13 protein-coding genes are annotated in these 13,737 nt (G+C 44.2%); 9 read left to right on the forward strand and 4 right to left on the reverse strand.

Annotated features, from left to right (window positions below; translation table 11 throughout):
* Positions 1 to 217 precede the first annotated feature (217 nt).
* From RT084_RS11275 to RT084_RS11305, 7 genes are all read left to right on the forward strand, one after another.
* A complete protein-coding gene (locus RT084_RS11275) occupies positions 218 to 1,216 on the forward strand; it encodes a GNAT family N-acetyltransferase (protein ID WP_312385875.1) in 999 nt (332 codons plus the stop codon).
* 230 nt (positions 1,217 to 1,446) lie between these two features.
* Positions 1,447 to 2,325, forward strand: coding sequence for a lysophospholipid acyltransferase family protein (locus tag RT084_RS11280; protein WP_312385874.1), 879 nt, complete (start codon positions 1,447 to 1,449; stop codon positions 2,323 to 2,325).
* A 449-nt stretch (positions 2,326 to 2,774) separates the two neighbouring features.
* Positions 2,775 to 3,137, forward strand: a complete 363-nt coding sequence (locus RT084_RS11285; RefSeq protein WP_007117205.1) for a roadblock/LC7 domain-containing protein — start codon at positions 2,775 to 2,777, stop codon at positions 3,135 to 3,137.
* Between the two features lie 96 nt (positions 3,138 to 3,233).
* Positions 3,234 to 3,728, forward strand: a complete 495-nt coding sequence (locus RT084_RS11290) for a PAS domain-containing protein (protein ID WP_099834334.1) — start codon at positions 3,234 to 3,236, stop codon at positions 3,726 to 3,728.
* Complete coding sequence (locus RT084_RS11295) at positions 3,728 to 4,474, forward strand: phosphate/phosphite/phosphonate ABC transporter substrate-binding protein (protein ID WP_007117203.1); 747 nt, start codon at positions 3,728 to 3,730, stop codon at positions 4,472 to 4,474. The genes RT084_RS11290 and RT084_RS11295 overlap by 1 nt, the downstream gene beginning before the upstream one ends.
* Before the next feature lie 206 nt (positions 4,475 to 4,680).
* The gene (locus RT084_RS11300) at positions 4,681 to 5,313 is read left to right on the forward strand and encodes a hypothetical protein (protein ID WP_313100077.1); all 633 of its coding nucleotides are present in this window, start codon (positions 4,681 to 4,683) and stop codon (positions 5,311 to 5,313) included.
* A 95-nt stretch (positions 5,314 to 5,408) separates the two neighbouring features.
* Complete coding sequence (locus RT084_RS11305; protein ID WP_313100079.1) at positions 5,409 to 6,086, forward strand: hypothetical protein; 678 nt, start codon at positions 5,409 to 5,411, stop codon at positions 6,084 to 6,086.
* A gap of 83 nt (positions 6,087 to 6,169) precedes the next feature.
* Here the strand turns inward: RT084_RS11305 and fkpB are convergent, their stop codons facing one another.
* From fkpB to ribF, 4 genes are all read right to left on the reverse strand, one after another.
* Positions 6,170 to 6,664 carry an FKBP-type peptidyl-prolyl cis-trans isomerase gene (gene fkpB / locus RT084_RS11310; RefSeq protein WP_095355898.1) on the reverse strand — a complete coding sequence of 165 codons (495 nt, stop codon included), beginning with the start codon at positions 6,662 to 6,664 and terminating at the stop codon, positions 6,170 to 6,172.
* Positions 6,665 to 6,687: 23 nt separating this feature from the next.
* Entirely contained in the window at positions 6,688 to 7,236 is a 549-nt protein-coding gene (gene lspA, locus RT084_RS11315) for a signal peptidase II (protein ID WP_313100081.1), read from the reverse strand.
* A complete protein-coding gene (gene ileS, locus RT084_RS11320; protein WP_313100083.1) occupies positions 7,229 to 10,618 on the reverse strand; it encodes an isoleucine--tRNA ligase, N-acetyltransferase domain-containing in 3,390 nt (1,129 codons plus the stop codon). Before ileS ends, lspA begins: the two co-directional genes overlap by 8 nt.
* Before the next feature lie 221 nt (positions 10,619 to 10,839).
* The gene (gene ribF / locus RT084_RS11325; protein ID WP_312385866.1) at positions 10,840 to 11,853 is read right to left on the reverse strand and encodes a riboflavin biosynthesis protein RibF; all 1,014 of its coding nucleotides are present in this window, start codon (positions 11,851 to 11,853) and stop codon (positions 10,840 to 10,842) included.
* 125 nt (positions 11,854 to 11,978) lie between these two features.
* On the opposite strand from ribF, the gene RT084_RS11330 reads away from it, so the two are divergent.
* Positions 11,979 to 12,500: a GNAT family N-acetyltransferase gene (locus tag RT084_RS11330; RefSeq protein ID WP_312385865.1), complete on the forward strand. Its 522-nt coding sequence runs from the start codon at positions 11,979 to 11,981 to the stop codon at positions 12,498 to 12,500.
* Positions 12,501 to 12,716: 216 nt separating this feature from the next.
* The gene (locus tag RT084_RS11335; protein ID WP_312385864.1) at positions 12,717 to 13,724 is read left to right on the forward strand and encodes a carboxypeptidase regulatory-like domain-containing protein; all 1,008 of its coding nucleotides are present in this window, start codon (positions 12,717 to 12,719) and stop codon (positions 13,722 to 13,724) included.
* Positions 13,725 to 13,737 lie beyond the last annotated feature (13 nt).

The raw sequence follows: 13,737 nt of genomic DNA on the forward strand, positions 1-13,737 counted from the left end.
ACGGGGGTAAAGGCGAAGGTTTGGTCATGGTTTTGCCATAAAAACGTCATTGAAACGACACGGGTGTCACGCATACTGAATTCATCCAGACTGACTAACCATCCAATTAGATGATGGGGGCTTTGTAGCTTTGAGAATGAGTCAATGACAAGCTAAGGCATTTTTCGCTCAGCAGCTGGCCAATGCCATAGCAAAAACCACCCTAGGTAACCGTAAGATGACTGATTTTGTAGAACAAGCTAATTTTCTAGAACAAAATAACGGCGCCAAATTATACGAAGATATCGCCACTTATCCTGTTGATAGTCTTTTTAATACCCAGTTTGTTGCGCAGTTACTGGCACATAATTTTGCTGATATAGCAGTGGTAGAGACGCTAGCCCCGCTGGTCAAGCCAACGATTAGCCGCCCAAGCGCGCGTCATCGCCCGTTATTTAAGTCAGTGATTATTAACGTGAGCGAGGATAAGTTTTCGCTACAAACCGAGCAGCATTTGCTCAATGCCCAGCGCCTACGCACTTTGACCTTTACCCAAGCGTTTTCAGTAAGTTTTGCGGGATTTCATCCAAGCTCAGAGCAGCCGCTAGATCGGGATGATTTTGATAATTATTGCACCCATGTGGTGGTGTATGACGAAACCAAGCAAGATAGCTTTGGGCAGCCACTCGCGGTGGCAACCACCCGATTATTGGATAAAAACGGCGCGATAAAAGCTGGGCAGTTTTATAGCGAGCATGAGTTTAGACTGGGTCGCTTGCTCGATGATTACCCGTATAATGTGCTAGAAATCGGTCGCACCTGTGTGCACCCAGATTACCGAGGTATTACCACAATTAATCATTTGTGGGAATCCATCGCGGCAGTCGCCAAAGCTTACAATGTCAATGCGTTTATGGGCTGTGCCTCAGTTCCGATGGAAGAGGGCAATGTGCAAAACTGGTTAGATCATCAGCTTGATAGTACCAAGTTAGATGTCAAAGTGACCCGTAAATTGCCAGAAGACAAATTATCCGCTATCGACTTGGCGCAAGTGGCTGATGTGGACTTGGCGAATCCGCAAAATTTTGCCTTGCCAGCGCTGTTAAAAATGTATGTCAAAATGGGCTGTAGTCTTGGTGAAGCGGCTTGTTATGACCCTGAGTTTGATTGTGCCGATGTGTTTGTTTGGTTGCCATTTGAACAAGTCAAACCGCGCTATCAGCACTATTTGCACTAACCGGTTTATTAATAAAGGCAAAGATGCTAATCTTGAGTAATATAAACCGGGTTTGGTTACTGTTATTGAGTGATTGATACTTAGTTATTATTAGTCGGTTATTATTACTCGGCTATTGATACTTAGTGATTGCTATTGGGTTATTGTTGAAACTCAAGAAGACGCAGTAAGCCGTGTGCCCAATAATTTGCTATACTACATCCACAATTTTTCACTCACATATTTACCTTATGCAAAAATCTAACCGCAAAACCGCGCCATCGGCGTTGACAATCAGTAGCCTACTTAGCGAAACAGCAAAACAACTGCGACAACCTGCTACCTACAGTAAAAAGAATTTGGCGACCCAGTGGCAACGTAGCAAGCGCCTTATGAATTTAATGGCTGCGATTCAAACAGGGGTTGGCTATGCATGGCAGATTAGCCGCACACCAAATCCCGATAATCAGCAAATCATCCAACTGATTCAAAAATTCTGTAAAAAATCGCTCAAAGCGTTAGGCATTGAGGTGACTGCACTTGAGCCAATACCGACACATCACGCGTTGTGGGCGAGCAACCATATCTCTTGGCTCGATATCCCTGTGGTGGGTAGTATTGTACCGACCTTCTTTTTGTCCAAAGCCGAAATCGCGCATTGGCCGGTGATTGGTTGGATGGCGACCACCGCCCACACTTTATTTATCCAGCGCGGTTCGGGCGATACCAGCAAAATCAGTGAGCAGATGAGTGAGTTTTTATCACAAGGCTCACCCGTGGTTTTCTTCCCAGAAGCGACCACCACAGACGGTACAGCGATTAAACGTATTTATGGCAACTTGTTGCAGTCTGCGATGGACAGCCAAGTGCTCATTCAACCGATTGTGATTTGCTATGTCAACCAAGATGGCGAACTTGACCAAAACATTCCGTATTATGGCGATATTGGCTTGATAGATAGCGTCAAACGTGTCCTTGATAACCGCCCTGCCAAAGCCTATGTGTTGCCGTTAGCAGCCATTGACCCTGCGGGTAAAACCCGAAACGAAATTACCGCTATCTTGCAGCAGCGCATGGTGGATGGACTGGCGCGCTTGCATGGGCAAGTGCTTCACCCTAAACAGCCTTAATCGTTACGACTATAATTAAGTAGAAAAGCCAAGCTGCCATCACCTTGGCTTTTTTTTATCATGTGAATATCACAGACGCTCACTAAATTTTTTCAGTCAAATAGCATTGTAATAAAAGGTAAAAATTTCACCAAATCTGTTATTATGTACGTAACAAAACGTTATATGACAATCACTTGCGATTAAATACTCGCTACAGCGGTTAAACCGTTAACCTGCATCAATTACCCATGAGCCATGCTTAATCAAACCATCACTTGACAACGTTTGTCATCTATTTGAGCACGGTTGTTTTTATACGATTATTTTTGCACCGTTATTTTTACACTTTGCCCACCACAATGATGAATGAGTTTAATACCGATTGGATGAGCGCAAGCTTGTGGTTATTTTGCCCCGTAAATTTTTTCACTACCCCTCTAAATTTGTTTACTAAAAAGGTTCTTGATATGCGTACCGATATGTTCCAACAAATCTTAAATGACCTAAACAGCTCTTCAGCAGACGTAGAAGCCTCTGCGCTGATTTCAACCGATGGTTTGATGATTGCGTCAGCATTGCCAGCGGGCATTGATGAAGACCGTGTCGGTGCGATGTCAGCGGCGCTACTATCACTCGGTGACCGTGCAGGTCGAGAACTAGCGCGTGGCAGTATCGAGCGCGTCATGGTACAAGGCGAAAAAGGCTATGTGATTATGTCGGCATCGGGTACAGAAGCGGTATTGACCATTTTGACCAAACCAAATGCCAAATTGGGTCTGGTGTTCTTGGATATGAAGCGTGCGGCTGAAGCCTTATCAAAACTTATCTAAAACTTACAAATAGTTTAACTTTGTCAGCCTTTCACCGGTATTAGCAACCGTGACTCAATCAAAAATTTATCCATCAAAAATTTATAAGGAGAGGTAATGAAATCTGTACAATTACCCGATATGGACCAACCTGCTGGCGATGCTACAGCGCATCGTCTGACTTACTCAGATGGCTCAAGTCGTGTCGTTTATACCACCGAAAACGAGCTACCTTACCCAGATGGCAAACTTATCGTTTCACGCGTGGATTTAGATGGCATTATCACCCACGCCAATGACGCCTTCGTGGATATCAGTGGCTATAGCCGTGATGAATTAATTGGCGCGCCGCATCATATTTTGCGACATCCACAAATGCCAAAAGCCGCCTTTAAAGACTTGTGGCAAACAGTCGAAACAGGCAAAAAATGGCATGGCTATGTCAAAAACTTGTGCAAAGATGGCAGCTACTACTGGGTGTATGCGACAGCTGTGCCCAATATCCGCCATGGCGAAACGGTTGGCTATACGTCAGTACGACGCAAACCATCACGCAGCAAAATCGCACAAGCTGAAGCACTGTATCGCAAAATGCTAGAGGAGCAAGCCTAATGACAATTAATTTACTCATTGCGCCTGACTTCGCGCCTGAGCGTTTTGCAGGGTGGCATATGCTCAATACACTGCTACAAAAAAAATCCGGCATTCACATCCACTTACTGACACCGGCGTCTGCGCATGAACAAACCGACTTAATCCAAGCGCAAAGCGTGGATATTATCTATGCCAATCCCTTCGATGCAGCGGCAATGATTCGGGAGCAGGGTTATCGCGCCGTGGCTCGTCCACTGGGCAAATCTGATGAAATGGTGATTGCTGCAAAAGCCGATAGCGGCATTGTAGCACTTGATGATTTAAAAGCAGGCTGCACCATTGCCATGGCAGATAATCGTGATGTCAAATTGATTGGGCTTCGTCTGCTAGAAGCCGTGGATTTGTTAGAAGCTGACATTACTTGGAAAGTTACCGAGACTTACCAAGCCGCTGCGCGTAATTTGATTAAAGGCGAAGCCGATGCGGCATTCTTTTTATCTGAAGTTTATCATAGCTTGTCACGCTTGACTTTATCGCAGATGCAGGTATTGATTGAAAGTGATTTGAGCGATATCAGCCATGTGCTACTGGTTAAAGAGAGTTTTGCCGACAGTGAGCCATTTATCGATGCCTTATTAAGCTTAAAAGACACAGCCGAAGGCAAACAAGTATTACAAGAACTGGGGATGAGCGACGGTTTTGAGCCGATGACCCAAGAAGACGGCGAGTTTATGATTGATTTAATGGATACCTTATTGGATTAATCGGTCAAGCTTGTCATCTTGCCCAATAGCGCAATTCATGTTTAGATGGAGTTGCGCTTTTTTTATGCTGAAGCGTTTTGATTGCAATCGGGTTTAATAGTATAGTAGGGGATAAATGCGTGGATTTTTCACAGCGTCAGTCACTAATACCTCACCCTTGTCACATAACTTTTTATATAATTAGGCTAATTTTTTGAGGAATCAGCATGTATTCATTGTCGAATCGTAATCGTAGAAAATTTCAAAAACATTGGCTTAATTTTCGTCTCTATAGTCGACAAGTGATTGACCAACCGATGAATATGGATATCCATACCAGCCGCATCATGGCAGCGATGGAGCTTGATGAAAAAGAGCCCTTACAAGGTGCGTTAGCCGATATGTTTTATGGTTGTTGGTTTGACGTGCCCTATTTTGGTGACCGTATGCTCAACCAAGTGAGAGAAAAACTAACCCCAACGCTGCTACAAGGGTTTGACCAATGCGTCAATCATGGTGAGTATGTGTTTAGCGTCAGCCATCTTGCCACACGCTGGAGCGTATTGGTATCGCCTTCAATGAACACTTATCAACACCAACTACGTGTGTCCACTGATGACTCAAAAGTAGTGGCACAAATGACGATTGCTGCGTTATTAGATATTATGGAAGAAGAAGACGATCCAGAAGATCAAGCCGAGCAAATTGCCGAAATAGAAGAAGAATTCTTTAACCATTGTGTTGTTTGTCATGACCGATTGGCATTTAGTATGGTTTGGTGGGAAATGTCAAAAAACAAATGGGATTTTAATGACAAATGGCTTGAAACCAAAGAATATTTTGCCAAGCAAGCCGCTTAATTATAGCCGAATGAATTAGCTTTTGAATTTACCAAGCCTATCACAGTGATTGACAACATGACCTTTGCCGTCTATCAAAATTTAAGGAAAGCAGCATGCCAGAACAAAACGACACTTATATAATTTTAACGCCTGCCGGGGTATTGCATAGTTTTTCAAGCGCCAATCCCTCAGAGCAGCAACTAGCCTTGCAAGCGGTGCTCGCCCCTGAAGAAAGTATGACGGCGCGGGAATGGGGTGAGCATTATAGTGACACTTGGCTAGATATGTTTATCGAAGAAGGTTGGATTGAGACCCTTGAAAAGCGGGTGGTCGCTCCGCACGTGCAGCTAGATAATTTCTTAAAATATGTAGCAGCGAGCCTATCGGGTAGTCGCCGTGTCGTAATTGCATCAGATCAAGGCTTTTGTCTAGCAAAAATGGGCTTTACCCAGCAACAAGCAGAGACGCTGTCGGTAGCCGCCGCCGATTTTTATGGCTTTTTAGAGCGCCAACAGCAGCGCGGTTGGGCGGTACATGGCTATGGGGTGTCATTTTTTACCAGTATTGATATGTTGATGCCCAATACCAGTATTGTGTTTTTATGGATCAACAAAACGGGCTATTTCTTGATTATTGAAGATGAGCCGCTCATCAATAACCGCGCTTTTGTGGAGTTGGTATGGGGTATTAAAGCGACGGGCGAACGTTTTGAGCAGCGTGCAAGACTGGCAGAACAATCAGACGCTAAAGAAGGTGATGCGGCAGACGATGATACCCAAACGGTTAACTGATAGACTGTAAAAAACCGCTGAGAGTTAATCAGCGGTTTTTATTTTTAGGGGTTTTTTATTGAAAGCTTCCATTCAGATGAATGTCAGCTTAGTGTGATACCTTTACTGTCTTTTGGCGTCACTCTAAAAATCTGCACTTTAAATAGTATATTTTGACCTGCCAATGGATGGTTAAAATCCACTTTGATGGCGTCTTCAGTGACGTCACTGACCACACCCACGAGCGTGGTTTTGCCTTTGTCTTCAAATTCCATCATGGTGCCGACTTCCGGCAGATTGCCAGTCACGGCAAACTGCGCGTGACTAAAAGTCTGTACGTTGTCAGGGTTCCATTCACCAAATGCTTCCTCAGGCGACAGCGATGCGGTGCGCGTGTCACCCGCTGTCAAATTGATAAGTACCTTCTCAAACCCTTCAAGCAGACTACCATCACCCACCACCAAGCGAACAGGTTCACCACGCTCAAAAGTTGAGTCGATGACGGTGCCATTTTCTAAGCTGACCTCAAAATGCAAATCAACGGTTGAGTCTTGAGTGATGCGGGTTTGTTCATTTGGCGTAATAATGTCATGATTCATGCGATTGTTCATCCATCTAAAAATTAAAGGGTTTTACGTTTGGATTCTAATAAGAACGCATCGATCAAAATCAATGCAACGCCAATATTAATCGCCACATCAGCCATATTAAAAATCGGGAAATGCCACGCATCGCCATAGTGCACATGCAAGAAGTCAATCACATAGCCCAAACGTACCCGATCAATCAAATTGCCCACCGCGCCCGCCAGCACCAATGACAAACCCAAAGCCAATAATTTGGCTTGTTGGGGTATTTTGCGTAGATACGCCATGATGCCAAGGGAAACAGCCAGTGCCAGTCCGCTAAACAGCCATTTTTGCCAGCCGCCTTTATCTGCCAAAAAACTAAACGCCGCGCCATGGTTGTGGGCAAGGGTAAAGTTAAAAATCGGCTCAATAATCGCCGTGGTTTGGTACAGCTGGTAGTTGTGCTCAAAGTACAACTTGGTAAGTTGGTCGATAATCATTACCAAAACCGCAATACCATACCACACCATAGCTTTATTGCCGTTGATGGGTAGGGTAGTGGATGAATGAGTGGCAGCAGTCGTTGCCTGGGTGTTAGGCATAATGACGCACCTCGCCTTGACCTTCGACATTCTCGACGCAGCGACCACAGATTTCTGGATGGGCAGGATTGATGCCGATGTCCTCGCGAATGTGCCAACAGCGGATACATTTTTCACCCGTGGCAGGCTTGACCACTACCGCAACTTGGCTGTCTTCGTCGCTATAGGTCACATCGCTTGGTTGGTTGGTTAATGCCGCTACATTGGCTTGGCTTGAAATCAACACAAATTTGAGTTCATCGCCTAATCGATTGAGTGACACCATGGTAGTATCTGGTGCATACACGGTGACATTGGCCGATAAATTGGCGTTAATCACTTTATCGGTGCGCGCAATTTCATAGGCTTTGTTGACGGTTTCTTTGACATTCAAAATCGCTTGCCAATCCGACTCGCTCACGTCATCCAATACCACTGGTGGGAATTCATACCACTCTTCGGTAAAGATATAGCCATTACCATTGCTTGTATGGGGACCTTTTAAGATTTCCCACGCTTCTTGTGCGGTGAATGACAAAATCGGTGCAATCCAGCGCAGTAACGCATGGGCAATATGATAAATCGCGGTTTGTGCTGAGCGGCGCGCTTCACCATTGGCTTTGGTAGTGTATTGACGATCTTTAATGATGTCTAAATAAAAACCGCCCAAATCTTGTGAACAAAAACCCACTACCGCTTGACACACTTGGTGAAAATCCATGTTGGTATAAGATTGGCGAATGTCAGCTTGTACCGCCTCAGCGCGTTTTAAAATGTACTTGTCAAGGCTGACCAAATTGCTAGCATCGACCATGTCGGTCGCTGGGTCAAAGTCGTCTGTGTTCGCCAGTAAAAAACGAATGGTGTTACGAATACGGCGATACATATCGGTAGTGCGCGCAAAACCTTCAGTCGATACCGCCATCTCGTAACGGTAGTCACTTGAGCCGACCCATAGGCGCACGATATCAATACCATATTTATTGGCAAGTTCTTGCGGTTCAAAGCCTTTGGTATTGCCTTTGGATTTTGATAATTTATAGCCCTTTGCATCTACGGTAAACCCGTGCGTCAACACTTGCTTATATGGTGGGCGACCATAAATCGCTTCACTCACCAAAAGTGAAGACTGAAACCAACCCCGATGTTGGTCAGAGCCTTCAAGATATAAATCCGCAGGATTGGCTAAGTCAGGACGATTGGCGAGCACGGCAAAATTGGTTGACCCTGAGTCAAACCACACGTCTAGCGTATCGGTCGATTTTTGATACTCTTTAGCATCATCCCCAATAAAGTCTTCAGCCGCGGCATCAAACCACGCTTCTACACCACCTTGCTCAATCACTTGCGCGACTTTTTCCATAAGCTCAGCCGTATTTGGGTGCAAATTGCCCGTGTCTTTGTGGATGAAAAAGGCAATCGGCACACCCCAAGTACGTTGGCGGCTGATACACCAATCTGGGCGACTATGCATCATCGATTCGATGCGATTTTGTCCCCAACTTGGCGTCCATACCACCTTTGGAATATCGGTCAATGCTTGCTCACGCAGACCTTGGCTTTCCATGTTGATAAACCATTGGGGCGTTGAACGGAAAATAATCGGCGTTTTGTGTCGCCAGCAATGCGGATAGCTATGAGTAATCACGTCATGCTTGAGCAAATGGCCACTGGCTTTGAGCGTTTCGATAATTTTTGGTTGCGCTTTATAAATATGCTCGCCGACAAAAACTTTGGCTTCAGGCAAATACACGCCATTACCTGCGACTGGGTTTTCGGTGGGTAAGTGAAATTTTTGACCGACCATATAGTCATCGACACCGTGCGCGGGCGCAGTGTGTACTAAACCCGTACCGCTATCCGCCGTCACGTGATCGCCTGTGATAATCGGCACTTGGCGCTCGGCAATCAGTGGGTGCTGCGCTTTAAGTGCGGTTAACGCATCGCCTTTCACGGTCGCCAACACACTGTATTCTTTGGCGTTAAACACACTCATTAAATGCGGAACTAAATTGTAAGCGACAATTAAATGGCTGATTTTTGCCTGTGGTTTTTCGCCTGCCATTTGATAAAACAAGCGCTCACCCAAACCGTTGTCAGCGGTTTTTTGATAAGTTGCGCCAATTTTTTCTAACGCTTTGGCAGAACGCTGATTATCGGGGGCAACATGAAACCAAATCGTTTCTCGCTGCGATTGGGCATGACTTAGCATAACCGATTTAATTTCGGCATTTGCCCCTGACCCCCAATACTCACGGATCAAAAAGGTGTAGCCAATCGCAATCGAATTTTCTTCAACATTATCATCATAAAAACGCGTTGTGCCGATAATGTCATTGGTTTTTTTATCGACAATCGCAAAGGCTTTTTGCTCAACGGCTTTTTTGAAATACGGCTCAAATACGGCAGGTTCGTGGCGTTTTTCCGGCAACATTTCCCAAATCAAAGGGTCAGATGCACTTGCCTGTAAAGCGGTTTTATCGTCTTTGGTTAAACGGCGAAGTAAATAATTAGGCGTGTCAAGCGTGGTAGGAATAGCAAATGCTTGTTTGTTAAACGTCACCTTTACCACGGAGTACTCTAGCTCAGCGCTTGCGGTAATCGCCTGATTGGCAGGCAACGTCCAAGGCGTGGTGGTCCAAATCACCGCCTGCAAAGCGCCATCAACCGCTTTAGTCGCCGCTAACGCCTCACGGTTGACGATATCAAAACCGACATAAATCGCATCGGATTTTTTATCTTCATATTCCACTTCTGCTTCTGCGAGCGCCGAACCACAATCCAAACACCAATTCACCGGCTTCATACCACGAGTGATATGACCGTTTTTGTAGATTTCTGCCAATGCACGGACGGTATCAGCTTCTTGCTTGAAGTTCATGGTCAGATAAGGATTTTCCCAGTCACCCAATACGCCCAAGCGTTTAAAGTCAACCATTTGCAGGTCAATTTGGCTTTTGGCATAGTCACGGCAAGCGCCGCGAAATTCGGTTGACGTCACGATGGCACCGTTTTTGCTTTTGTCTTTATGGGGTTGACCGACTTTACCGATAATGCCTTCTACTTTTTGCTCAATCGGCAATCCATGACAATCCCAACCCGGTACATACGGCGCATCATAACCGTCAAGCGTCTTGTATTTGACAATCATGTCTTTAAGCACTTTATTCACCACGTGACCCAAGTGAATCTGACCGTTGGCATAGGGTGGGCCATCATGCAATACATACTTTTCACGACCTTGACGAGCGCTACGAATTTGGGCATACACATCGTCGGCAAACCATTGTTCTAGCCATTTAGGTTCGCGTTTGGCAAGGTCGCCACGCATGGGAAATACGGTATCGGCAAGGTTTAGGGTGTCTTTATAGTCGATTGACTGATTGTCAGTATTGTCGGTCATGTAACTCTCGGTATTCTATAAAAAGTGCAAAAGGTAAAAAATTGATAACAGGGTATTATATGTTAAAATTGGCGGATTGACAAAGCGTGGTTTGGCTTATCTCACCCTTGATTTTGGTAAGTTTGTCACAAAAAAAATCTCACTCACCAAAATAGCTATAAACGCTAAAAATAGTTGAAAACGCTAAAGATAGTTGCTGAAGGATAGCAATGCTCATCAGCCTAAGGGACTGATTTTGCAAAGGCTTGCTGCTCACGCCAGTCAAGTAAATCCACCACGTCTTGGGCAATGCCTTGTTTTAACGCGTCAAGGCTTGGATAATTAATTTCTCCATGTAAAAAATGCAAAAACGTCACTGTGAGTTCTCTGCCGTACAAATCCCCATCAAACTTTGGAAAATTGACTTCCAGTCGCCATTCTACCCCATACTTATTTTTTAGCGCAGGACGAGTACCCACATTGCAAGCGCCAAACAAACTGCCTTTGTTGAGCCCTTGCACGCCAGTTTGAGTATTTTCCCCCAGTGTTGATAAATCCGTGCCATCGGTAGCGGTCACCGATACCGCAAAAATCCCATGCAGGGCAGGCTTGATACGGTTTAGCGCAATATTGGCGGTGGGAAAATCAAGCGTGCGACCAATTTTATCGCCATGTTCCACCATGCCAGTAATCGCATAATCTCGCCCTAGCAGATGCTTTGCCGTTGCCAAGTCCCCGTGTTGCAAACAGTCTCGAATGCGGGTTGAGCTGACACGCTCATCTTGATGCGCATGGTCGGTCACGGTATGCAAAATTTGCACAGGCAAGCCAAACGCACGCAAAAACTCACTATCGCCAGTGCGGTCATGCCCAAAGCGAAAATCATCCCCCAATACCAGATGCTTTACGTTTAATTCGACCAACATTTTGGCAAAATCGTGTGCCGATAAATTCCGAAAGTCATTATCAAAATTTGCCACAATCAAGCTATCGATATTGTGTTCAGCAATCAATTGGGTTTTTTCTGCCAAATTGGTGAGCCTTGCAGGGGCGGTTTGCGGGCTAAAAAACTCACGCGGCTGTGGTTCAAAAATCATCACCATGCTGGCAAGTTGCTGAGATTTTGCCAAAGACTTGGCTTTATCTAGCATCGCTTGGTGACCCAAATGTACCCCATCAAAATTACCAATCGTCAGTACCGAATCAGGTAATAGGGTTGGATTTTTTAGCCAGTCAGATAAGTCAATCACGTTCATGAGCATCGCAAACTATCAATTTTATGAAATCGCTTATTATAAAGTAAAAATGTTGTTAACATACGCGCTAATAAGATTTTTCGGCAAATTTTAGCCGCATTTTTTGGTTCAATTTTGGAGTCGCTATGTCTGCAGCGTATCATAACCTTTGTATTCGCCTAGCTACGATTGATGATTTACCGCGCATTGTTGAAATTTATAATCAAAGTGTCGCAGGTAAGCAAGCCACGGCAGATTTACAGCCTGTGAGCGTGGCAGATAGGCAAGCGTGGTTTGACGCTCATACAGGCAATCGTCCGTTGGTGGTTGCTCAAACTAGCTCCGAAACTAGCTTATGTGAAATCGTCGGTTGGGGCAGTTTATCTGATTTATACGCGCGCCCTGCCTATCATATCAGTACTGAAATCAGTATCTATGTGGTAGAGGAAGCCAAGGGGCAAGGCGTGGGCAAGGCGTTGGTCAATTATTTAATCCAAGTTGCGCCGAGTTGTGGCGTGCAGCAAGTTGTTGCGCTGATTTTTGCCCATAATACACCGAGCCTTGCGATGTTTGAAAAGCTAGGATTTGAGACATGGGGCAAGTTTAAGCAAGTTTGTGATATGAAAGGCTTTATTGCTGATGTGGTGATTTTGGGTTATTCAACTTAAAGTTTTTAATTAACAAAAAAAATCCAGTATTAAATGTAATTGTAATAACAATATTAATCAAATAATGAAAACAATAGAGAAATATATAAATATTTGTTGACAAAAAATTAAGAAATCTGAATAATTATTTATAAAAGTTTACTAATTTTAGATTGTTTAGAGAAATAAATTGATAATTTGACAAACAAACTAACTAACTACGAAGGAGCGCTAATCATGTTTAAGAAAGCTTTATTACCCGTTGTTGTGGCTTCAATTTTTTTAGGCGGTTGTGGTGGTAGTGATAGTCCTTCTACTAGTACACCCCCTGTACAACCCGTCGTAAAAACTACTCTAACGGGTAAAGTGATTGATAAAGAGACGTTATTACCGATTGCCAATGCCGTAGTTAAAGTTAATGATAAGTCAGTCACCACCAATAGCGAAGGTGCTTATAGTTTGTCAGATTTGCCAGTTGGTAGCACGAATATCATTATTATAGCCAATGGCTACTTTACTCAAGCGATTAATCAAAATTTTCAGCCAACACCCAATAGTTTGGACTTTAATCTAGTAAAAGCGGATGCTTCAGTTGAGTCCAATACTACTCAAGAAATTAAAATCACTAATAATAATGCTATGTTAACCATTCCTGCTAACAGTCTAGTACGTAAAGATGGGCAAGCCATTGTGGGTAAAGCCAATGTTCAAATTGCTGTGATTGAATCTGCGCAAGAGCCTGAGAATATGCCAGGTGGCTATCAAATTGTCGGTGGCGGCTGGATGGATAGTTATGGCGCCATACTGATGACGGTTCGTGATGATAGTGGCGCGGAGCTTGCACTATCGAATGGTAAAACTGCAACCGTTAATATCCAAGTATCAAGCCGTAATAAAGATTTGCCGAATACCATTCCATTATTCTATTATGATTTGGCACAAAATGGTTGGGTACAGTCGGGTACTGCGACTTTAGTGAGGTTAAGCAATGGTGAGTTTGTCTATCAAGGAACGATTAATCGAATCGCACCTTGGAATGCTGACCAAGTGATGCAAACGATTACACTAAATGGATGCGTGAAAGATACTGAGGGCAATGAAATTGCCAATGCGATTGTTTCTGGGGATGGTATTGACTATTCTTCAATTACTAAAGTATCGACTGATGTACAGGGTAAATTTAGTTTACCAGTTAAAACGTCTAGTAATACCAAACCCATAAAATATAGTATTATAGCTATATGAAAGAATCAAACCC

This window comes from Moraxella sp. CTOTU48717 (genome assembly GCF_032057165.1).
Lineage (GTDB): Bacteria > Pseudomonadota > Gammaproteobacteria > Pseudomonadales > Moraxellaceae > Faucicola > Faucicola tetraodonis.